Origin of the sequence: Caballeronia sp. LjRoot29, assembly GCF_964252755.1 — a bacterium.
In the GTDB taxonomy this organism is placed as follows: Bacteria; Pseudomonadota; Gammaproteobacteria; order Burkholderiales; family Burkholderiaceae; genus Caballeronia.
In genome coordinates this window covers 1-22,003 of the sequence record NZ_CAXUPU020000040.1, presented here as the reverse complement: position 1 = coordinate 22,003, position 22,003 = coordinate 1, and the positions used below count along the sequence as shown (strand labels likewise).

General features: G+C 59.1%; 22 protein-coding genes. 14 read left to right on the top strand and 8 right to left on the bottom strand.

Going from position 1 to position 22,003, the window contains the following annotated elements; genetic code table 11:
• Positions 1–78: 78 nt before the first annotated feature.
• Genes ACSQ83_RS30430 through ACSQ83_RS30420 form a run of 3 tightly spaced genes read left to right on the top strand, consistent with a single transcriptional unit; the run spans position 79 to position 1,667 of the window.
• A complete protein-coding gene (locus ACSQ83_RS30430; protein ID WP_436230680.1) occupies positions 79–873 on the top strand; it encodes a DNA/RNA non-specific endonuclease in 795 nt (264 codons plus the stop codon).
• Positions 866–1,135 carry a hypothetical protein gene (locus tag ACSQ83_RS30425; RefSeq protein WP_414950792.1) on the top strand — a complete coding sequence of 90 codons (270 nt, stop codon included), beginning with the start codon at positions 866–868 and terminating at the stop codon, positions 1,133–1,135. Before ACSQ83_RS30430 ends, ACSQ83_RS30425 begins: the two co-directional genes overlap by 8 nt.
• A 28-nt stretch (positions 1,136–1,163) precedes the next feature.
• Entirely contained in the window at positions 1,164–1,667 is a 504-nt protein-coding gene (locus tag ACSQ83_RS30420; protein WP_414950791.1) for a methylated-DNA--[protein]-cysteine S-methyltransferase, read from the top strand.
• 130 nt (positions 1,668–1,797) lie between these two features.
• Here the strand turns inward: ACSQ83_RS30420 and ACSQ83_RS30415 are convergent, their stop codons facing one another.
• The 5 genes from ACSQ83_RS30415 to ACSQ83_RS30395 form a co-directional block, all read right to left on the bottom strand.
• Positions 1,798–2,505 carry an OmpA family protein gene (locus tag ACSQ83_RS30415; RefSeq protein ID WP_414968311.1) on the bottom strand — a complete coding sequence of 236 codons (708 nt, stop codon included), beginning with the start codon at positions 2,503–2,505 and terminating at the stop codon, positions 1,798–1,800.
• A 402-nt stretch (positions 2,506–2,907) separates the two neighbouring features.
• Positions 2,908–3,609 (bottom strand): DUF2968 domain-containing protein, encoded by a 702-nt coding sequence (locus ACSQ83_RS30410; RefSeq protein ID WP_414950788.1) that lies wholly within the window; start codon positions 3,607–3,609, stop codon positions 2,908–2,910.
• A gap of 209 nt (positions 3,610–3,818) precedes the next feature.
• Positions 3,819–4,115, bottom strand: a complete 297-nt coding sequence (locus ACSQ83_RS30405; protein ID WP_414950787.1) for a hypothetical protein — start codon at positions 4,113–4,115, stop codon at positions 3,819–3,821.
• A 203-nt stretch (positions 4,116–4,318) separates the two neighbouring features.
• Complete coding sequence (locus ACSQ83_RS30400; RefSeq protein ID WP_414950786.1) at positions 4,319–5,047, bottom strand: LrgB family protein; 729 nt, start codon at positions 5,045–5,047, stop codon at positions 4,319–4,321.
• Between the two features lie 10 nt (positions 5,048–5,057).
• On the bottom strand, positions 5,058–5,432 hold the full coding sequence (locus ACSQ83_RS30395) for a CidA/LrgA family protein (protein ID WP_414950930.1): 375 nt from the start codon (positions 5,430–5,432) through the stop codon (positions 5,058–5,060).
• 370 nt (positions 5,433–5,802) lie between these two features.
• Between ACSQ83_RS30395 and ACSQ83_RS30390 the strand changes: the two genes are divergently transcribed.
• The 4 genes from ACSQ83_RS30390 (at position 5,803) to ACSQ83_RS30375 (ending at position 8,369) form a co-directional block, all read left to right on the top strand.
• On the top strand, positions 5,803–7,251 hold the full coding sequence (locus ACSQ83_RS30390) for an RAD55 family ATPase (RefSeq protein ID WP_436230679.1): 1,449 nt from the start codon (positions 5,803–5,805) through the stop codon (positions 7,249–7,251).
• Complete coding sequence (locus ACSQ83_RS30385) at positions 7,248–7,604, top strand: response regulator (RefSeq protein ID WP_414950784.1); 357 nt, start codon at positions 7,248–7,250, stop codon at positions 7,602–7,604. The genes ACSQ83_RS30390 and ACSQ83_RS30385 overlap by 4 nt, the downstream gene beginning before the upstream one ends.
• 99 nt (positions 7,605–7,703) lie before the next feature.
• The gene (locus tag ACSQ83_RS30380; protein ID WP_414950783.1) at positions 7,704–7,958 is read left to right on the top strand and encodes a CsbD family protein; all 255 of its coding nucleotides are present in this window, start codon (positions 7,704–7,706) and stop codon (positions 7,956–7,958) included.
• A 177-nt stretch (positions 7,959–8,135) separates the two neighbouring features.
• The gene (locus ACSQ83_RS30375) at positions 8,136–8,369 is read left to right on the top strand and encodes a hypothetical protein (RefSeq protein ID WP_414950782.1); all 234 of its coding nucleotides are present in this window, start codon (positions 8,136–8,138) and stop codon (positions 8,367–8,369) included.
• 35 nt (positions 8,370–8,404) lie between these two features.
• Here ACSQ83_RS30375 and ACSQ83_RS30370 read toward each other — a convergent pair whose 3' ends face one another.
• Together ACSQ83_RS30370 and ACSQ83_RS30365 are read right to left on the bottom strand one after the other, a co-directional pair.
• Positions 8,405–8,803, bottom strand: a complete 399-nt coding sequence (locus ACSQ83_RS30370) for a hypothetical protein (RefSeq protein WP_436230678.1) — start codon at positions 8,801–8,803, stop codon at positions 8,405–8,407.
• 117 nt (positions 8,804–8,920) lie between these two features.
• Positions 8,921–10,420 (bottom strand): AarF/UbiB family protein, encoded by a 1,500-nt coding sequence (locus ACSQ83_RS30365; protein ID WP_436230677.1) that lies wholly within the window; start codon positions 10,418–10,420, stop codon positions 8,921–8,923.
• Positions 10,421–11,693: 1,273 nt separating this feature from the next.
• On the opposite strand from ACSQ83_RS30365, the gene ACSQ83_RS30360 reads away from it, so the two are divergent.
• Both ACSQ83_RS30360 and ACSQ83_RS30355 read left to right on the top strand, forming a co-directional pair.
• Positions 11,694–12,134, top strand: coding sequence for a hypothetical protein (locus ACSQ83_RS30360; RefSeq protein WP_414950777.1), 441 nt, complete (start codon positions 11,694–11,696; stop codon positions 12,132–12,134).
• A 375-nt stretch (positions 12,135–12,509) separates the two neighbouring features.
• Positions 12,510–12,875: a hypothetical protein gene (locus ACSQ83_RS30355; RefSeq protein WP_047845755.1), complete on the top strand. Its 366-nt coding sequence runs from the start codon at positions 12,510–12,512 to the stop codon at positions 12,873–12,875.
• A gap of 79 nt (positions 12,876–12,954) precedes the next feature.
• Here ACSQ83_RS30355 and ACSQ83_RS30350 read toward each other — a convergent pair whose 3' ends face one another.
• Complete coding sequence (locus tag ACSQ83_RS30350) at positions 12,955–14,067, bottom strand: porin (RefSeq protein WP_436230676.1); 1,113 nt, start codon at positions 14,065–14,067, stop codon at positions 12,955–12,957.
• A 594-nt stretch (positions 14,068–14,661) separates the two neighbouring features.
• Here ACSQ83_RS30350 and ACSQ83_RS30345 point away from each other — a divergent pair.
• The 5 genes from ACSQ83_RS30345 (at position 14,662) to ACSQ83_RS30325 (ending at position 21,970) form a co-directional block, all read left to right on the top strand.
• Positions 14,662–15,495 carry an alpha/beta fold hydrolase gene (locus ACSQ83_RS30345; RefSeq protein WP_436230675.1) on the top strand — a complete coding sequence of 278 codons (834 nt, stop codon included), beginning with the start codon at positions 14,662–14,664 and terminating at the stop codon, positions 15,493–15,495.
• 78 nt (positions 15,496–15,573) lie between these two features.
• Positions 15,574–16,824, top strand: a complete 1,251-nt coding sequence (locus ACSQ83_RS30340; protein ID WP_436230674.1) for an NRAMP family divalent metal transporter — start codon at positions 15,574–15,576, stop codon at positions 16,822–16,824.
• A gap of 392 nt (positions 16,825–17,216) precedes the next feature.
• Positions 17,217–18,188: a ferritin-like domain-containing protein gene (locus ACSQ83_RS30335; RefSeq protein WP_414950773.1), complete on the top strand. Its 972-nt coding sequence runs from the start codon at positions 17,217–17,219 to the stop codon at positions 18,186–18,188.
• 674 nt (positions 18,189–18,862) lie between these two features.
• On the top strand, positions 18,863–20,614 hold the full coding sequence (locus ACSQ83_RS30330; protein ID WP_414970354.1) for an ABC transporter permease: 1,752 nt from the start codon (positions 18,863–18,865) through the stop codon (positions 20,612–20,614).
• A 12-nt stretch (positions 20,615–20,626) separates the two neighbouring features.
• Positions 20,627–21,970: an ABC transporter ATP-binding protein gene (locus ACSQ83_RS30325; protein WP_414970355.1), complete on the top strand. Its 1,344-nt coding sequence runs from the start codon at positions 20,627–20,629 to the stop codon at positions 21,968–21,970.
• Positions 21,971–22,003 lie beyond the last annotated feature (33 nt).

Below are 22,003 nucleotides of genomic sequence, written 5' to 3'. Positions count from 1 at the left end.
GGATAGCTTCGACAAGCATCGATCTCACCACCACGCGATAGCCCCCAGCGCCTTATACTCCCGCCTCGACTCACCTGGATGAACACCGACCTCGCACGCCGCATGAAAATCCGCTTGACGTTCCTTGCCTCCTTGCTGGCTGCGCTTGGCGCTACCGTATCCCTCAATGTTTTCGCTGCCAGCGACTGTTCCCAGTTCAGTCCCGGTGGCCGGGCGCCCATTGTCGTCAATACCAAGATGCGCGCCTCGACGCAGCAACTTTGTTATTCCGACTTCGCGGTCCTCCACTCCGGCGTGACACACGGGCCGTTGTGGTCGGCGGAGCACCTGACGGCCGAGCACATCGACGATGCCCGCGACAACACCCGCACCAATCGTTTTTTCGTCGATAAAAAATTGCCGCCCGGCGATAGCGCCACGCTCTCGGACTACAAGAAGAGCGGCTACGATCGCGGCCATATGAGTCCGGCCGGCGATCGCTGGGACAAAAAAGGCATGGCAGAATCGTTCTCTCTAGCGAACGTCGTGCCGCAAAATCCGTCGAACAACCGGCGCATCTGGTCGCGCATAGAACAGTCCGTGCGACGGCTGGTGGAGCAATCCGGCGATGCCTACGTGGTCACCGGCCCGCTGTTTTCGGGTCGGCAGTTGCAAACCATTGGTGAGTCACGTGTGCTCGTGCCCACGCAGTTGTATAAGGTAGTGTATTTACCCGGACGCGACCTGGCGTTTGCAGTGCTGGTCGAGAACACGCCGACAAACGAATACACCGTGAAGACGGTGCGCGAACTGGAAAACATGAGTGGTCTGCAATTTCCCGGCATTCCGGAAACGCTGAAAGACCAACGCATTGGAGGACTAAAAGGTGTCTAAGCCGTTTCAGCCGTTTGCCAACGATTCCGATACGCTCAACATCAACGGCGACGCGCTCGTGATCGCCAACGACACCGCCCGGCTGTCCATTTCCGGCGACCTGGAAATCGCCCGCGACAAGACTGGCTTGACCACGGCGCTCGCGCTGCAAAAGGCGGTCAACGCTATCGTCGATGCCCTGCAGAATGACGCAAACCTACCCGCTAAACTCGCCGATGAAACGCCGAAGCCAGCGGGCAAGACGGATAATCCGTTCATCTGAGCGTTAAAAAACTGGCCGGAGACGTATCTTGATCGAATGCCACATTGCACCGAGCCCACTGGGCCATCTCGCGTATCGCGCGGAGGACGATTACCTGACGGGATTGTTCTTCGTCGGCCAGAAGCATTTTCCCGCCGGCCTTATCGATACAGGAGCGCCGAAGTCACGTGCAATCATCGTGGCGATGGAACAGATCGCCGAGTACTTCGCCGGTGAGCGCACCGTGTTTTCCGTCCCGTTGCGACTCAACGGCACCGAGTTCCAGCAACGTGTGTGGGCGGCGTTGCAAGAGATCCCGTTCGGCACATCCTCGACCTACGGCGATCTTGCGCGCCGGATGGGTGTCGCCGCCGGGGCATCACGAGCCGTGGGCGGAGCGAATGGGCGCAATCCCGTGGGGATCATCGTGCCGTGTCATCGCGTGATAGGCGCCGATGGCGAGCTGACCGGCTATGCGGGCGGCGTAGAGCGTAAGCAACATCTGCTGACGCTTGAAGGTGGCCCAGGACGCGCGCAACTCACGTTGTTCTGAACGTTCTGAAAAGTAGCCGATAGATCGGGCAGAACATAAAAAACCCCCGCAAGCGCTAAGCGCTTGCGGGGGTTTTACGCTTCTGGACGCCGGGAAACAACGTCCAGCGCATCAAGACTCACGACACGGATTACTGCTGCTGCGTGCTGACGCGAATTTCGACGCGGCGATTCTTTGCGCGGCCGGCAACGGTCGAGTTCGATGCAACCGGATTCGACGCGCCAAAACCTTGCGCCGTGTAGCTTTGCGAACGCAGGCCATGGCTCTTCAGGTACTGCATCACCGATTCCGCACGGCGTTGCGACAACTGGCGGTTATGCGACGCCGAACCTGTTGAATCGGTGTAGCCCGCCACCGCGACCTGACGCAACGTCACGCCCTGGGCAGCAGACACGAACTCGTCGAGCGTGTCGGTTGCCTTCGGCGTCAGCGAAGCGCTGTCGGTAGCGAAGTTAGCGTCACCGCTCAAATCGATCTGGCGGGGCATTTCCGGAGCGGCCTGCGGGACCGGAGCCGGCATCGGCGCCGGTGCAGCTTCAGCCTGAGCAGGCGCGCCGCACTGGAACGTCAAGACACGCGGGTCAGCCGCATCTTCCGACGGCGCGCGCAGGCGTTCCATGGTTTCGAGCTTGTATGCGGGCTTGTCGCCGCAAATTTTCTGGGCCTGCTTCACGCATGCCGCCACGCCTTCGAACAAGCCATGACATTCCACGCGATAAACCTGCGCGCCGTTGGCCGTCTGGATCTGGTTGGCGTTGAAAGTCGGACCCGAAGCCGTAGAGCAGCCGGCGAGCGCGCCGATCGACAACAGACCTGCAGCGATTAGTTTATTGGACATCTTGTTTACCATTCTTAAATTGACGTGTGACTGAGATATCGAGACAAATGCGTACTGGATGGGTCATCAGACAGTTACCCGATTTTCACAGCCACCTATTCGCCTCAAGCCTTCGATCCGGATCTTGAAAATGATCTGGAATCCGAAATCGCGCGGCATGTTAGCACGTGAAAACTAGCATTCCTAACTGGATAATTCCTAATAAATGAAACACGTTCGAGCGATTTAGGAAATAACCTATAAACGTGAACAATCGGAAAACTTTTGACGCTTCATTACTGCGCCGGAAATGAAAAGCGGCCGCTAATGCGGCCGCTTTTTCTCAATTTGAAATGCATTGCGAGCGATCGGAACGCGGGCAGCCAAACCAACATCAGGAAGTTTGACGCGCTCAGGCGCCCTTCACTTTGGCAATGGCATCAGGTCGACATCCGACTGGCGCTGGAGATCTTGAACCTTTGTTTGCAATGCACGCAATTGCGCTTGCGCTGCGTCCTGCTCCGCACGCAGTGAACGGATTGCTTCCTGTTGCTCAGCCTGCCTGTCGGCGACCTGGCTTTGCTGCGCGCGCGCGACATCGAGGTCGGCTTGCAGACGATTGGCACGCCCTTGCTGGACCGCGATCAGCCGGTCCGCAAAGCTTTTCTCGGCTTCGAGCTTGGTCCGGCGAATCTCGGTATCGGCGAGTGCCGCACTGTTCTTGGCAAAGTCCGCGTAAATGGTTTCCGCACGGGAATCCACTTGAGTCTTGACCACGCGCCAGAATTTCTTTTGCTGAAACAATGCAATATAAAACGTCATTTCATCGGGATAAAACAGCAAGCTCGCGCCATAGCTGCCGTTATACGTGGTGCGCAATTCCTTTACCCTGCCGTCGCGAATCATTTGCTGCAGTTCCGCGACGTTGCCATTCACTGTTGACTGCGGTTCGTCGGCCGCGCCGTTGGTCAGAAGACTGCGGCGCGCGCTTGAATCGCCGAGTGCATCGGCTGTCGGGGCACTGCCTGGCTTGGGCGCTACGGGCCCGGCGGCACACGCTGCGCCGCACAGGACGAACCATGCCAAGACCAGTGCCCCGCCTCTCGTTGTATTGTTGGAGTTCATGGAATTTCCGGGTTGAACGCAATTAAGAATGCGAAAGCACCGGAATTATGGCAGATAGAAAAGCCAAAGCGGAAAATCCATGAAGAGGCTTTTTACGGTATTGCCATTGCCTGAAAACACTCAACGGTTTGAAACGATTTATGCAGCGATTCATGTAAGGACTCGCTGCATAAGCATTGCCCGCTTCATTGCAGGATCTCTGCCGTGTTTTATAAATCGTGGCGCAGGCGCACGTGCTCCTGAACGACCGTTGGATTGGTTATATCGCCGGTTGAGGTGACGGGCGAGAAGATACGTGCATCGATTTGATGCGTCGGCACGCCAGCAAAGATTCCACGATCTGCTTTGAAAGCGAACGGTGCGCTCGAGTAGACGCGCGGATCGATGGACGTTGCCGCCATGCCCGGCGAGACGTGGAAAAGCACACCGAGCGTGATCAGGCTGACGGCCGTGAAAACCGAACGGAATGAATGAGATGAACGAAACGAAAAGACATGCAAGGACATGATAAGGACTCGCGCAAAAAATGCCTGCGCGCGAACAATCGCTTAACCGCGTACTCGTGACAGGCGTCAGACAGAGGAGGAACTCACATGCGCCCGAAGACAACGCACGACCAGCCAAGATGAGACCATCTCCATGCCGCCCGAACCATGAGCAAGTTCTGAATTTCTCCCATGGCGCGTTGATCCTTTCAATTCTCCGCGGGTCAGTTGACCCAGCGCAAGATCATCGGCAACAAGACCGGCACCACGAACGCCGTGAACAATCCGTTCAGGCCCATGCCGAGACCGGCGAATGCGCCCATTTCATCGCTGACCTGAAACGCGCGTGCCGTCCCAATGCCATGCGATGCCACGCCAAGCGCGAAGCCTCGGACCTCTGGCTCTTCAATACGTAAAACATTGAGAATCGTCCGTGCCGATACCGCGCCGAACACGCCGGTGCAAATGACAAGTACGGCGGTCAGTGACGGCAGTCCGCCCAGCCGCTCGGCAATCGCCATGGCGATCGGCGTGGTCGCGGACTTGGGCGCGAGCGATATCACCGTCACACGCGGCACGCCGAACAAGATGGCAACGATGGTCGCCGAGATAATCGCGGTCAGCGAACCGGCGATCAAGCCGCCGGCCAACGGCACAGCGGCGCGACGCAGCTTCGGCAATTGCCGGTAGAGCGGCAGCGCGAGCGCGACGGTCGCCGGGCCGAGCAGGAAATGGACGAACTGCGCGCCCTGAAAATAGGTTTGATACGGCGTACGCGTCACGCTCAGTACGGCGACGACCAGCGCCACCGCCATCAACACGGGGTTCGCCAGCGGGTTGAACCTGGCGCGGGCGTAGATGCCTTGCGCGATCAGGTAGGCGAACAGGGTCATCGTCAGGCCGAGCAGCGGTGAGGCGGCGAGGTAGACCCAGAGGGCGCCGAGTTGTGTCATCGCGTGGTCCTCACGATTCTGACGGCGTGTTCACGCGCGCCCGGCGGATCTGGCGCCGCATCAGCGCACGCGTGACGAGCGCGGTGACGGCAATGGCAAGCGTGGTGCTCACCACCAGCGCGACCGCGATCGCGAAACCTTCGCCGCGCACCTTGTCGGCGGCGACCATGATGCCTACGCCCGCCGGCACGAACAGCAAGGATAGATGGCGCAGCAATTCAAGCGCGGTAGGTTCGATTGCATCGACGGCGGACGGCCTTATCAGCAGATAGCCGAACAGGAGCAACAAACCGATCACAGGTCCCGGAACGGGCACATGCAGGCCGATGGAAAGGCCTTCTCCGAAACACTGAAACAGAAGCAAGGTGGCAAGGGCGCGCAGCATGGCGTGAGTAAGTGCGTGAGGTTGAAGGACTATGCAGCGAAGTCGGGATGATGACATGCGTCACGCCTGGCATGGCGTCCCGGTCCGCGCGAACCAGCGCGTCTGGCGCAATCAGGCAGCGATCGCGATCGGGCTTGAAAAGTGCTCCCGCAATCATCCTGATGCGGCGCGTGCGCGGGTCAAGCCCTCTCTCCGGCATTCCGGCGGTTTATTCGACGCCTTCATAAAAATTTACAAATGCCGACATCGCCCGCCATCTCGGCGATAATCCGTTTCTACGCGACATACGTACGAGCCGGGCGACGGCACACGAGATCTCCATGACCGACAAAGCTACTCCATCAAGCCATATCGATTCCGACCGAACACCGTGACCACCGGCGTGCCCGGACTTGACGACATACTCGGCGGCGGCCTCATCAAGGGTGGCTTATACCTGATCGAAGGAATGGCAGGAGCGGGCAAGACCATCCTGTCGACGCAGATCGGCTTTCATCGCGTGGCCGAGGGTGACTCGGTGCTGTACATCACGCTGATCGCGGAATCGCATTCCAAGCTGCTGTCGCATCTGAAAGCGTTGTCGTTCTACGATGCCGATGCCATCTCGGACAAAATGCTGTTCGTCTCCGGCTACCACGAACTGATGCGCGACGGCCTGAACGGTTTTCTTGCGCTGATCGCGTCGACCATCAAGACAAGCCGCCCGCGTTTCATGGTGATCGACGGGTTCCGCAGCGCCCGCGAATTCAGTTCCACCGAGCTGGAGTTGTCGCAGTTCATCCACGAATTGAGCGCGTTCGTGACGGCCGCGGGCTGCACCACGCTGATTCTCGCGCCGCTCTCGGGCAACGAGCCGCATCCCGAACACACGCTCGTCGATGGCCTGGTCGAACTCAACCGTTTCGCTACCGGCATGCGGCGCGCGCGCGAAATTGAAGTGCATAAGCTACGCGGCCGCGATCACCTGCTCGGTCGCCATTTCTTCAAGATCACCGCCGACGGCCTCGTGACGTTCCCACGCCTGGAAGCACGTTCGATGCTGCTCGAAGGGGCGCCGGACCTGAAGTCGAAGCTGTCGTTCGGCCTGCCCGACTTCGACGCCATGCTCGGCGGCGGTGTGGTCAAAGGCTCGACAACGACGCTGATCGGTCCATCGGGGATCGGCAAGACGCTGCTATCGTTGAAATTCCTTGACGGCGGTGTGGGTAACGGCGAGCGCTGCGTGTATTTCGGCTTTTACGAATCTCCGGAGCGGCTGGTCGCCAAGGCGGAATCGGTGTCGATCCATCTTGCCGACGCCATCGCCGATGGTCGCCTGATCATCGAGTGGCGGCCGGCGGTGGAACTCGCCATCGACGAACTCGCGGCCGAGCTGATTGCGGTGGTCAAGCGCGCGGGCGCGTCGCGGCTGGTCGTGGACGGGATCGAAGGATTCCACGATTCGGCGAACCGCATGGAGCGTTTCGGGCTGTTCCTGAACGCGTTGACGCACCGGCTGCGTCAGGAAGGCGTTACCACGCTGCTCACCGAAGAGCTGCCGCTGTATGCCGACATGGCGCACGGCGGCTCGATCCGTGCGTCAGCGATGACCGAGAACATCGTCTTGATGCGATACGTGGAAACGAGCACGTCGCTGCACAGGATTGTCTCTGTCGTGAAGCAACGCGAAAGCGCGCACGATCCGTCCATCCGCCGCTTCATCATCAATGAAAACGGCCTGCATCTCACGGACGGTTTCATCGGCACGACCACATTGTTATCGGCGCGCGGCACGATCCCGTTCGCGCCGTCCGGCCCGGACACCGGCACGCGGACATGAAAAAGATCCTCGTCGTCGACGATGAATTCGACCTCCTGACCACTTGGCGGCTGGTCCTCCAGATGGAAGGATACGAGGTCAGTACCGCGTCAAACGGCGTGTTGGCGCTCGAGTCGGTGCATGCCAATCCGCCCGACCTGATCATCACGGACTGGATGATGCCCCGCATGGACGGCGTCGCGTTATGCCACGCGCTCGCCGCCGACGACACCCTCGCGCAGATTCCCGTCGTGCTCTCTAGCGCGGCCGCGCGTACGCCGGCAGTCGCCCACCCACACCTCGAATTTCATCGGAAGCCGCTTTCCATCGATGAACTCATCGAGATCGTCACGCGTCTGATCGGCACCGCTTGATATCGACGTAGATCACGGCTGGGCACGATCCCTGCTGAAATAGTCGCTCCGGTTAGCCGGATTCTTCGATAAACCGCTTTAACCAGAACGGGAGGCACCATGGTGCAGGATCAGGTAGAAGGCGCGGCGCAAACCGTCGTAGGCAAGGTGCAGGATGCGGTCGGCGGTTTGACCGGCGACGCGGGGACGCAGGCGGAAGGCAAGGCGCGCCAGGTGCTCGGCAAGATCCAGCTTAACTACGGCGAGACAATCGATAACGTCCGTGAAGCGGTCATTGCAAAGCCGATCAATGGCGTGCTCGTGGCAGGTGCAATCGGATTCGTGCTCGGCGCGATCTGGGCGCGGCAACGATAAGTTGAGCGTTGCAATCGATGTGAAAAACAACTGGCCGTGCTGAAAAGCGCGGCCAGTTTTTTTATGGACTTTGTTTGCGGTTTGATGGGCTTGTTTTCAGATCGGCCCTGGGGCCGGGCGCGGTTGATGCTGATTTCCATGATGCAAACCTTGATGCCAACCTACGGGGAGAACCTCATGACAATCACCGCAAGCCGTCTTTCAGATACAGAAGTGCTGGTCGAGCAAACCGTTTATACGTTTTCGGATAGCGCCGTGGCAGACGCTTTCCAGCGTTGCGTTGGGCAGGATTCAGTCGATTCATGCACCGCCAGCCACGCCCCGATGTCCTCGCGAGCGTCGAACGATGCCGCCCTGGACGACCTTGCGCCCGGCAGCATCATTTCACCGTCACTCGGCGGCATGCCGTAATACTGCGTTTTGCTCAGACCGGCGCGCGCTCAGCGTTACTCGGACGGCTTGCCCTCCTTGTTCTTAATCGAGTTAGTCGCGGGCATCGGTTCCACCGGCCTTTGGTTTGAAACCCCTTCCGGCTCAGAACTGTGCGATCCGAACCCGCCGCGCCCACTCGCTTCGGGCGAACTGCCACTGCCCAGCGGGACTTCGGCAGTCTGCTTCGGATGCTGCGTGAGGTTGCGTTCTTGGGGCTCACCGGGTTCAGCTTTTGCGCTCGATGACTGCGGCGTGTCGGGCGTCCTCACCCCTTCCCGCGCATCGCCGCCGGTGGCCGCCCCGCCCGGCAAATTACCGCCTGAGCCGCCGCCGCTCGCGCCGGTGCCGGAGTCTCCAAGCGGTTCGCTGTTGTCGAGCTCGCGTTGTGTCGTAGTCGGTTGCGTCGTGGCCATTAAATGCTCCTGTCCTGATGGTTTGAGTCTCATCAGTCGAGCAACGGACGTTCCTTCTCATGCTTTTCCGGCTTTTCCTCAGGTTCAAAGCAGGTTCAAAGCAGGTTCAGAGCGAAACTACCGCGCGGAACGCGAATCCGCATTCCGGCGGTTTTGCCGCATCACCCAGTCCGCCAGCAAATTCGGCACGCGCGGCAACGCGTGCGGCCAGTGCACGGCTTCCTTCGCCAGTTGCGCGATGACACCGTGCGAGCTGAACTGATCCAGCGCCAGACGCATGATCACCCTGCGCGCGATCAGCCACACGTCGATATCCGGCGCAATCCGCCGCGCCATTTCCTCGATGCTCTGCGCCGAGCGCGCCAGCAACGCCGCCCGCGACGCAATGCCCGTATGAGCGTCGCCGAATGCGTGCTCCAGCGGTCCTTTGCCCAGTGCGGTGAAGAGATCGGCAGCGGTCCGATGTCGATGGGCATCGCCGGCAAAACGCTCTGCCTCCCGCCTGTACGTTGATTCCACACGCACCGCATGCTGCTCTTCGTGTTCGTCGGGCCGGCCATGCCGCATGTGTTCGCGCGCGGCCGCCTTGTGATCGCCCTGCAACAACGCGTTCGACCCGGCAACGAGAAAACTGCGTTCGTGCGCGGCGAAAAACGTGAGCGGCGAATCCCCGTCAAGTACAAGCGCCCCGAACGTGTCCGGTTCGACGCTGACCGCCGCGCCTGCCGCTTCCAGACCGGCATGGAACACGCCCTCGCCGAGCGCCGTTTCGAAAAAAACCTCGATCCACGTGGCTATTAGTTGGGCCGGGTCCAGGCCGTGGGTACGCAGCGCATTGGCATCCGAAAGCGGCACGCTGCGCACGGCCCGCGTGACGAGCGCCGTGTCGCTGCAAAAATCCCAGAGTACTTCGGGCACGACGACGCGCGAGTCTTTGTTCACTTCGCGCAACCGGTAGCGCAGAAAGCTTTGATCCGCGGCCCGTTGACGCAAGTCGAACATCCCGGCAATCGATTCCGTCAGACGTGCGATCAGCCCACCGACGTTTTGCTCACGGACCTCGCGTGAAAAACGCCCGGCCACACGCGCCGCCGAGTTCGCGATATCGAGGTCTTGCACCAATTCAATGCGTGCATCGGTACGGATCAACGTGATGCGGACGGCCACCGGCGGGCTCGATTGCGTGGATGCGAGGGGCGTGTCGAGCGTGATTAGTGCGCGATGTGTCTGCTGCGCTATTCCACATCGTTCAGGCGCGGCGTCTATGTCGATCAACGCGTCGGCCCGTCCCGGCGGCAGCGCGGCCGCAAGCGCGCGGCGCAGCGGCGCGTCTTTGAGCGGTGCCTTGAGGGCGTCCAATTCGGCGAGCGCGACGCGCACCGCGGTCTCGGCTAAGCCAGGATGTTGCGCCAGCAGTCCCGACGCCATGGTCAGCACGCCCGAGAGGTTCTGCAACACCGGCACCCGCTCGGCCAGACTGGGGGCGCCGCGGCTGCGCACGCCCCCGGCGAACGAGCGCAAGACCCGGTGGATCGTGGCGTCGGCGGCGGACTTTGTGCGGCTTTCTCGTATGAACAGCGTCGCGAGGCGCCAGATTGCACGCAGGCGCTGTGTCATTGGTCCACCGGATATAGGTTCGAATGGCTGATTTTCAGCTCCTTGGCCGAGGTGAACAGGTGAAAGCGAAAGCACCCGTGGGAGTTGAACCTCAAGAGAATAATCCTCGCGCATCACTTTGGCCTGCACGCGTCTGAAGAGTTCTCGTTCTCGTGGATAACACTCAAACTACCGTCTGCCGTAACCGAATCGGGCAACAAGATAGATCAGATCGTGCCCATGCGTCGAATCGCAGGTTGGTCGGTCGACCGCGTTCAACGGCGATCTGTTTGCGAACCCGGGGTCGATAGCAAATTCGCCGGTATGCGCATCAAACATTTTTTCATTCTGATTACTCGATTCGAAAGCAAGACGAAAGATATTAATCGTCTGATGGTTTAAATGCGGTTTCGTCGACACAGTATCAAATTGCCGTATTGTTTCAGATCCTGATTTTCTAATCATTGGTTTTCAGCCAATGCCTGCCATGCCGCATGGTGATTCAAATAATGGTTCGCGTCGAACTCCCATTACGGGAACCAATATATGGCGATTCGTCAATGCCACCTTCGCGCGACTTTGAACAGATAAAACCCCTGCCAGCAAGCACAGTATGGCTCCGCTCCACTTGCCGCGATCCCTGCGCCATTTTCCGGAATGCAGGAAAATCTGCCACGATCTCGCATTTGATTCTCCTCGGCGTTGGATTTTCAAGATAGAAGCATTGACAAAACATGCCAATCAAATCGCGGTTTTTTCTTGGAATATTTTTCAACGCGTCCGAAAATAATTTACACGCTCTTAAAAGATGAGACCCCCGAATTTTCCAGCATGGAGCAAACTGGATTATCTAAACAATTTTTTGACCACAGACAACACCGGCTTATTAGCTGCAACATGTCATAAATTTATTTCCATTTAGTAAACGATATCGCTGCCCGGATCGAAATTTTTATCGTTTCGAAGCTAAACACCGCGACTAATCCAGAAAAATTTACTGAAAGTATCCCATCGTCCGAAACACGATCCTTTCAGACACATCGTTTCCTTCTCCTGTTTGCCTGAGCAGGATAGTTTGATCCTGAACCACGGCTCATCGATAAATCGCCTCAATGATTGGCATGTTTAATGCTTTTATCTCCTAGGCAGGTCACATGATTTGTCGTGCTTTTGTCCACCCCGGATTATCACAAGGCGCCCTACTCCAGTGATCGAAACCCACCTCAGTGCCTTCCATGAAATAATTGCAGAATGCACCGACCTCAAAAGCCGCGTTGAAAATGAGCGCGTTGCGGTGTCGGCAATCACAGCCGCGATTACCAACGCAAGCGAGACCCTCGCCAGGCGGGGTTACATCACGCCGCAAAAGATTGAAGGACTGACCCTCTCTATAGAAGAGAACGCACTGGACCTTAAAGCCGCGCTCGATGAAGTCGATGCCTCCATTCGCACGGCCATCGGTCCAGTCGAGAAATTCGCCGCAGTAACCGAACGGTTGAGGACAGCCCAGAAAGCGGCGCTTCCGGTTCACGCGACGGCAGCAGGTCCATCGGAAGAATCGGAAGGATCGATGTTCGATTCAATAGCGGCCCAGCACTCCGCCTTGTGCGAGCATTTACTGGAAAGTGTGCGGGATCTGGCCAATAAAGCCGCGTACCGGCTCGACGATCTGCGGGAAAAGATCGACCGGCTGCAGTCGTCTTATGGAGAAATCACCGCGGCAATGGCTTCCTGAAGCGTCGGCCACGACGTGTCCGGCGCGTGTGTCACGCCGTGGCGTTGAATGTTACGTGGCGGACGCTACGCCGGCAGGAACATGGCTACGACCGGGTGACACCGGTGACTAGGGGCGACTGACGGCGGAGCCCCGATACCTCGCGAAAGTCGATGAAAGCGTCCCCTTCAAGCCGCCTTACCGGCGCCGCAGCGCCAAATCCAGCAGGCATGCTCTCAGCGCGCCCGGCAGCAGTCGCCAAGCGCGTTGTTTCGCCTGTTCGCCCGCGAACGTTGGGCGTAAATGGAGGATTCCGCATTGCATCGTGGCGTGCTATCGTTTTCATGCCGGAATCAGAACGTCCGGCATATGTCAATCGTCTTCGTGAGCGCCGCCATGAACGATGTACGCCACAATCTCAGCCCGACCGACCGCGTGGAATTGCTCTGCTGGCTCACCTGCGGGAGCCTCGGCGCTTATTATCTGAACGGCTCCTGGCCCACTGCGGCTTTTCACGTACAAGCAGCTCACAAATGGCTGGACAGGCATAAGCGCCAGGCTGAATGGCTCGCCATCGCAAAGCTCTCGGCCATTGCCGCCGACCTCGCCCAGCGACACTCGGAACTCGTCGATGCAGATTGGGCTCGCGATGCCGTCGAAGAGATCCTGGACAGCGACGATCTGAACTATCAATCAGAACTGGTGCTGCGCGTACTCGATGAATGCAAGCGCGCGCTTGCCGACAAACGGCCGGCTGACTGATCTGCCAAAACCAGGGGCCTTCGTTGATCGATCTTCATCGACTCGACGAAAGCCCCGTTCCCTGAAGCGCTTGGCGGCTTCAGAACCTCGTGCGCATGCCGATCCGGATTGCGGTCGACGACTCCCCTGAGCCGACATACACCCCGTTGGAAAACACCGGCGCCGAGCCACCGCCGAGAAACACCGGTGCGGCACCGCCCGATACCCGCAAGTAGGTGGCGCTGGTGTAAACATCCGTGCGCTTCGACAGCGCATAGTCAAGCAGCAGCGTCCCATTCTGGAACTTCTGCTCGCCCAGCTTGCTGTACCAATAGCCGCCCATCAAGGTCGTCGCCGGGGTCAACTGGAACACCTCGTTGATCTCGTAGGTCGGCATCGAGCCGTTGTCCCGGGCGACGCGAAAGTGGGTATCGGTGAAAAGCAGCCGCGTGAGACTGCGCCCATACCGGTAGCTGGCACCCGCGCCGGTCGTGCTGACGCTCGTGGCAACGACCGGTGCCCCCGACAAGTTCGGAAACAGCGTGGTGCCCGCCTGGGTCGGCGCGTTGAGACCGAGGTCGTGGGTATCGGTGTAGGCGACGCCGGCCTGGAACGGGCCACCGTCGTATCGCGCGCCGAACGCGATCACGCGGCCGGTTCCCGCCGAGACGGATTGCGAAGGGAACGCGTAGAGCGCGCCGAATGAGAAACCATAGAAGGTCGGCGATTTGTACTTGACCGCGTTGTTGATGTGCAAGGTGCCGGCCAGATGGTCGAAATCACCGGGATGCCAGGCGTATTGCCCGGCGTACTGACCCATCGCGAACTGCGTGAGGTTGTCCCAGAAAAAGTCGTATTGCTTGCCGAGCGTGAGCGTGCCGTAGGTGGTGTCGGTAAGGCCTACCCAAGCCTGACGGCTGAAAAGCACGCCGGACTGGACCATCGTGCCGCTGTAGAGATTAAAGCCATTCTCCAACTGGAAAATGGCCTTGGCGCCGCCGCCCAAGTCTTCGCTGCCAACCAATCCCCAGCGATTCGACTGGATGGAGCCATCGTTTGCCACGAAGGTCGCATGCCCATTCAGGTTGCTGAAGTACGTGATGCCGGCGTCGATAATGCCGTACAGCGTGACGCTGCTTTGTGCGTAGGCGCAAGGGGCGGCCATCGTGGATAAGGCCAATACCGCGGCACTCCACATCCATCTTTTCTTCATTGCGTTGTCTCCATCAGGTTTTTTTTATGCAAAGCGGTTCCCTCCCCTTCGTCGAGGGGATGTCGGGTCTGCTACAGGATCTCGGTGTGACGCGAGCGGTGTGAATCAGCCTAGGGTGGTGAACAGGCCAGGCGCGGGATTCGCGTGGCTGCGAATGCCAGTATTTTCAGATCGAGGGGCGCCGACGCGTTGCGTGCCCGGCGTATCGACCGTCTTACACGCGCTAAAACACCCGGTCAGGAAGAGTCCGTTCATCTTGTCTCCGTCTCTTGTTTTGGATTGACGATTTGGGTGAAGACAGTATCGCCCGGCAAACAGTTTTGATTTATTCTTTCAATTAACGTTATTGATTTGCGAACCGAATCAATAGATGGCCTTGACGACTCGCCGATTGTTTTCGTTGCCAAAACGGCAGTTCAGAAATACTTCGCTTTCCTAAGAATCGCCAAGCCCAGGGTGGCGCCTCACGAATAGCCGTGCGAGATCCTGTTCGCTGGCGAGTTGCCAAAACCGCGACTGGTAAGATCCAGAGGTTCAATTGCGCGAACCGGCTCTCAACGACTGAGCGTCCCCTTTCATTGGCAGGCTTCAATCATGGATCGATTAGACCAACACACACATGCAATCTGCCTGGCCGATTTGCCCGCCACGGACGAACGGGAAGCGCTTCGTCTCGAGTATCAATGGTTGAATGCCGACCACACCAATGCGCCTGTTGCCGTCTTCCTGCATGAAGGGCTCGGCTCCATTTCCATGTGGAAGGACTGGCCGCAGAAGTTATGCGAGCAACTGGGATTTCGTGGCCTTGTCTATTCGCGGCCGGGTTATGGCGGCTCGACTCCGCGTGCAGCGGGCGTCAAATGGCCGGTCGATTTCCTGCAAAGGCAGGCTCAAGATGTTCTGCCGGCATTGCTCGATGTTCTTGGCATAGACACCATTGAGCGCGCCCGGATGTGGGTTATCGGCCATAGCGACGGTGGTTCTATCGCCTTGCTTTATGCGGCGGCTTTCCCCGACGCACTGGCTGGCGTGATTGCAATTGCGCCGCATGTATTCGTTGAAGATGTGTCGATCGCGGCGATCACGGAGGCCAACACGCTATACACGCACGGCGACTTGCGGGCCAGGCTGTCGCGCTATCACGCTGATGTCGATTCAGCGTTCTACGGGTGGAACGATATCTGGCTGAATCCAGAATTCCGGCACTGGAACATCACAGACCTGCTGCCTTCCATCCGATGCCCCTTACTTGCCGTGCAAGCAGATGACGACGAGTACGCAACGATGGCGCAAATCGACGTCATTGCGCCTCGCGTGCCGCACGCGCAACTCGTCAAGCTGCCAGCGTGCGGACATTCACCGCACCGCCAGTGTCCCGCCATGCTCGATGGCGCGATCACGGCATTCATCGCGAGTGTCAGAACCTGATGGACACACGGACTTGGGAAGCCCCGAATCTCGATACAATCGTTCACCCCTACACTTCAGCGCATCCTTTCAAAACGCATGACTGGTTCCTCGCTGCTCAAACCTAAGGTGTCACCCAGTCTGCGTTGGCTCACCCTGTGGGGACCGGGCCTGCTCGTCATGCTCGCCGATTGCGACGCCGGTAACGTGGTGACGGCGGCGCAGAGCGGCGCACAATGGGGCGCGCAGTTACTGCTGGTTCTGCTCGCGCTCATCCCCCTGCTTTATATGGTCCAGGAACTCACCGTGCGGTTGGGTATTTTCACCGGGCAGGGTCATGGCGAACTGGTTCGCTCCAACTTCGGTCCGGGTTGGGCGTGGGTTTCGGCAGTCGGCTTAGGCGTTGCCGTCCTCGGCTCGCTGGTGACCGAGTTCACGGGGGTCGCAGGCGTAGGAGAGATGTTCGGCGTCTCGCGGTCCGTCACGTTGCCGCTCGCCGCCGTATTCCTGGTGGGGATTGTGTTCACCGGTTCGCACAAGCGTGTGGACAAGTTCGCCATCGTCATTGGCGCCTTCGAACTGTCATTCTTCGCGGTCGCCTGGCACGCACACCCGGACATCCCGGGCATGTTCCGGCAGATGACCCAGCTTCCGCTCGCGAACCCTCATTACGGTTATCTAGCGGCTGCATTGATCGGCGCGACGTTCAACCCGTGGATGATCTTCTACCAGCAAGCCGCCGTCGCCGATAAAAAACTGGGTGCCCAGGACTATTCCGCAGCCCGCATCGAAACGGCAGCCGGTGCAATTCTCACGCAGTTGCTCACGGCAGCGGTGCTTGTCGCGGTGGCGGCAACGCTGTCGAGAGACGGCCAGCATCATGCGTTTCGAAGCGTAGGTGAAATCAGCGATGTCCTCACGATGTCGGCAGGACCGCGCGTTGGCCGCTTTCTGTTTAGCGCGGGTGTGCTCGGGGCATCGATGGTGGCGGCCATTGTCTGCTCGCTGTCGCTGGCGTGGGGGCTGGGTGAAGTGGCGGGATACAAACGCTCGCTTGAGGGCGGACCGGCGAGTGCACCGTGGTTCTATGGTGTGTACGTGGCCGCGGTTGGTGGCAGCGCGATCATTGTGTGGCTGGCGCCCAATCTCATTTCGCTGAACGTCGCCGCCCAAGTTGTGAACGCGCTGATGCTGCCCTTGGTCGTGGGCTTGCTGATCGCGCTCAGCCTGACCGCGCTGCCAATGCCGCACCGGCCTCGCGGTGCCTACCTATGGCTCGTATGCGGCATTGCTACGCTCGTGTCCGTGGCCGGCATTCTGGGTGCCGGGATAAGCATTCTCTCTCGATAAGCGCCTGCGCTGCCTCGTATCAATCCCCGGTGCGATTGGGACGTCGGTATTGAATGCCGAATCATGTCTTCATAGCTCGTCAAAACGACCGTCTAAAAAAGCTTCACTGTCTTCCATCGGGTAATCACTCGAAATATTTTTGATCGCACGCGCATCCGTGTTGCGGTCGGCCTGCGTATCCACCCGTACGTGACAAGAGAAGCGTCAGATCAGCATTGCTGCTCTGCGTCGTGCTTCGTCACGCATTCGTAATTCGTAGTTCGTCATTCGCGTTTGACACAGGCAGCCCGCCTGGCGCTTCGTCGTCTGCTGTCCGCCGTTTTTCCGTCTCTGGCTTTCATCGGACGCAGTCGCCGTATTGCTTAGTTCACAGAACGGTTCAAGGAGATGTCATGTCAGAAGACTCAAAGGTCATGGATGTACTCGTGCAGCGCGCCGACAAGCTGGCAAAACGCAGGCAGTTCTTCCGCAGCGCGGGAGGCGTGGGTCTGGGGTTAATCGGCGGCACGATCCTCGGTGCATGCGGCGGCGGCTCCTCGGGTGCATCGGCGCAAACCAGCGGCCCGACCGATCCGGAGATACTCAACTTCGCCCTCAACCTCGAATATCTCGAAGCCACTTTCTATGCGTATGCGACCACCGGCGCTGGACTACCCGCCAGTCTGATGAGTGGCGCAGGCACGCCGGGAACGGTTATTCCTGGTCATGCGGTGACGTTCTCCGACCCGGTGGTCCAGGCCTATGCGAACGAGATCGCGAAAGACGAACTCGAACACGTCACGTTCCTGCGCACGGCACTCGGTGGGTCAGCGGTAGCCATGCCGGCTCTCGACGTCGGCTACCAGAATCCGAACGGCGCGTTCTCCAAAGCGGCGCAAGCGGCCGGGCTGGTTCCTGCGGGCACGGCCTTCGACCCCTATCTGAACGACGAAACCTTCTTGCTCGCCGCCTTCATTTTTGAGGACGTGGGTGTGACGGCTTATAAAGGCGCCGCGCCACTGATCACGAACAAGACTTACCTGGAGGCAGCTGCGGGCATTCTGGCAGCAGAGGCGTATCACGCCGGCCTAGTGCGCACGGTGCTTTATTCGAAAGGTATTGCTAACCCGTCGCTTGGTCTGATTGCGTCGGCGAATGCAATCTCCGCTGCGCGCGCCTCGCTCGACAACGTGGGTAACGACGATCAGGGCATATCGGGAGCAACGGCCGGCAGCTCGAACATCGTGCCGCTCGATTCCAACGGCCTAGCGTTCAGCCGCGGCTATCCGAATGTGCTGAACATCGTCTACCTGTCGAGTGCTGCAGTCACGCAGGGTGGGTTCTTCCCGGCAGGCGTCAACGGCGATCTGCACATGAGCGCCTGATGTCCTGATGTCCCGATCGTTGGAGAGAATGTTTTGGCATCACCGTGCTGGGTTCCACCGCTTGCGAGTGGTGGAACCCAGCACGGTTTTTTTACGCCTTGAGTATTGGCATGATGTCTTTAGAAAAAAAGCATGACTAACTTTTTCATCGATACGACATGAAGGCATCGTGCCTTGAAGACAGCCCGGGCATCCGTAAGAGAAACGAAATTTCCACTCTGCATCAGCCTTCAATCAGCCAACAAGCACCTTCATAGGCACACGCGTTAAGCGCATGCGTTTAAGCAAGTGCTGCCCTGACGTCAGATCCTCCGCTACGACGTTGACAAGCGAATGACCTCGAAAGGCGCCGGCTTCAACCTCGGATCACCCGAAAAAAACGACAAGTTACGCCCGCGAGGTTGTGCCTGAAACACGCTTTGGTGTAGTGTCGGGCCGTCCTGAAAGAACGGTCGAAATGCCCGGACAAATCATGTTTGGGACTACCGCGTGCACGCTTCTCGCGTAGCTGCATTCCTTGACGCTCAAAGCTTACAGTTCACGTTTTTTCGCGGTCTGGTCGCGTGCCTTTGCGTTCGTCATCTGCATTGGTGAATCAATGCATGACGGCATTCAAGGCTCGAATCTCGAAGGGCACGCTGTCATGTTTTCAAGCATAGCTGGTCGGAGAATATATGGATTTCGGATTCAACCTGAACCGCACGGCTAATGCGTCAGCCTGGCGGCTCTTGCCTAATCGATGGGACTTTGTCGCGTTCCCCTTGATCATCTGCCTGATCGCGATGGCCGCCATCGGCTTCCATCAGACCATGGCACCGATCGCAACGCTTAAAGCCCAGGCGATCTCGCTCGCGCCATCGAACCTGCCTGAATACGCGTTGCGCACGACGTTGCGGATGCTCGCCGCCATGATCGCTTCGCTGGTCTTCACGCTGATCTACGGCACCCTTGCGGCCAAGAGCCGTCGTGCAGAGAAGGTGCTGGTCCCGATCCTGGATATCCTCCAGTCGGTTCCGGTCCTGGGCTATATCTCGTTCACGGTCACGTTCTTTATCGCGTTGTTCCCAACACGCGTGGCGGGTGCCGAATGCGCGGCGATCTTCGCGATCTTCACGAGCCAGGCGTGGAACATGACGTTCAGCTTCTACCAGTCGCTGCGTACGACACCGCGAGACCTGGACGAAGTCGCTCGCAGTTTCCACCTGACCGCATGGCAGCGGTTCTGGAAACTTGAAGTCCCCTTCTCGATGCCGGGCCTCATCTGGAACATGATGATGTCGATGTCCGGCGGCTGGTTCTTCGTGGTGGCCTCTGAGGCAATCACGGTCGGCAACAATACGATCACGCTGCCGGGCATAGGCGCATACCTCGCGCAGGCGATCACCGAAAAGAACATGGGTGCGGTTGGCTGGGTCATTCTCACGATGACCGTCGTGATCCTTGGTTACGATCAACTGCTGTTTCGTCCGCTCGTTGCCTGGGCCGACAAGTTCCGCATGGAGACAACCAGTTCCGGCGTGGCGCCCGAATCGTGGGTGCTCGGCCTGGTTCGACGCACGCATCTGATTCACCGCTTGCTGGTTCCGGCCGGCTGGGTCTTCGCCAGCGCCGCACGCATCCCGCTGCGGCTACCGTCGTTCGATCGTGCGAATTTGCGTGTAACGAAACGCCGGACGCCGTCGCGCTTCGGCGATATTGTCTGGAGCGTCGTAGTCATCGCGGTCACGCTTTACGTGGTCTGGCGCGTGGTCAGCTATGTGCGCACCGGCGTGGATCTTCATGAGGTCGGCCATGTGCTCGTGCTTGGCCTGATCACCTTGCTGCGCGTGGCGATCCTGATCGCGATCTCGTCGCTGATCTGGGTCCCGCTTGGCGTGATGATCGGATTGCGGCCCGCACTCGCTGAGAAAGTGCAGCCGCTTGCACAGTTCCTCGCGGCCTTTCCGGCGAACCTTTTGTTTCCCATCTTCGTGATCGTGATTGTCCGCTTTCATCTGAACCCGGATATCTGGTTGTCGCCGCTTATCGTGCTCGGCACGCAGTGGTACATCCTGTTCAACGTGATTGCGGGCGCCACGGCTTACCCGAATGATTACCGCGAGGTTGCCGCCAACTTCCGGATTCGCGGCTGGCAGTGGTGGCGCCAGGCCATGCTGCCGGGCATCTTCCCCTATTACGTCACGGGCGCGATCACCGCGTCGGGCGGGGCGTGGAACGCCAGTATTGTCGCCGAGTTCGTGCAGTGGGGCGACACCAAGGTCGCCGCGCACGGCTTGGGCGCATACATCGCGCAGACCACGGCTGCGGGCGACTATCCGAAGATCATCCTGGGTATCGCCGTCATGTCGTTGTTCGTCACGCTTTTCAACCGCCTGCTCTGGCGCCCCATGTTCACCTTTGCCGAAGCCAGGCTTCGAGTCGATTAAGGATTCCTCTCCATGCCAAATTCAGACTTCAACGTGGCGTCGCCCGCGACGCCGGCGAGCCCCACGCCCCGGGTTACTCAAGAGATCCTGAACGTCAAGGATGTGTCCCGGGGCTTCAAGAAAAGCCAGGGCGATTTGCTCGTACTCGACGACGTCAACCTCTCCTTGCGCGAGGGCGAGATTGTCGGGTTGCTCGGACGTTCCGGCTCGGGCAAGTCGACGCTGCTGCGGATCATTGCGGGTTTGATCGAGCCGACCACCGGCGACGTCACCTATAAAGGCAAGCCGCTCGAAGGCCCCGCCGATGGCGTCGCGATGGTGTTCCAGACCTTCGCGCTGTTCCCCTGGCTGACCGTGCTTCAGAACGTGGAAGCGGGCCTGGAGGCGCAAGGCGTGGGCGCAGCACCTCGACGTGCACGGGCGCTGGCAGCAATCGATTTGATCGGGCTGGACGGTTTTGAGAATGCGTATCCGCGAGAGCTGTCGGGCGGGATGCGCCAGCGTGTGGGTTTCGCACGCGCGTTGGTCGTGGACCCGACGTTGCTGCTGATGGACGAGCCGTTCTCCGCGCTCGACGTGCTGACGGCCGAGAACTTGCGTACCGATCTGCTTGACCTTTGGACGCAGGGCAAGATGCCGATCAAGTCGGTGCTGATCGTGACGCACAACATTGAAGAAGCGGTGTTCATGTGCGACCGGATCATGGTGTTGTCGTCGAATCCGGGACGGGTGATTGCGGAGATCCAGGTGCCGTTCAAGCATCCGCGCAATCGTCTGGATCCGGTGTTCAGATCCCTCGTCGATGAAATCTACGCCAAGATGACCGCGCGGCAGTCCGGTGAAGCGACGAGGCAGACGCTCGAGTTTGGTAGCCGGTTACCGCATGTGTCGACTAACTTGCTGGCGGGCCTGATTGAGACGCTCGCGGTGGCGCCCTACAACGGCCGGGCGGATATGCCGGTGATCGCGCGGTCGCTTCATCTGGAGGTGGACGACTTGTTTCCGATCGCGGAAATGTTGCAGCACCTGGGTTTCGCCGAACTGCGTGAAGGCGATATTTACCTGACGCCGTCGGCGCATGTGTTTGCGGATCTTGGCACGCATGAACGCAAGATGATGTTTGCCGAGCATCTGTTGAAACACGTGCCGTTGGCCGCGCGCATCAAGAAGGTGTTGAACGAGCGTCCAGGGCATCGGGCTCCGCGTGTTCGCTTCGAACAGGAACTGGAGGATTTTCTGACCGATGGCGCGGCCGAGGACACGCTTGATTCAGTGATCAACTGGGGGCGATATGGGGAGGTGTTTTCGTACAACGACCAGACTGAGTTGTTTAGTCTGGAAGATGTGGAATCGTGAAAAGATGCTGGCGCAGGTGGACGGGGTTTAGGT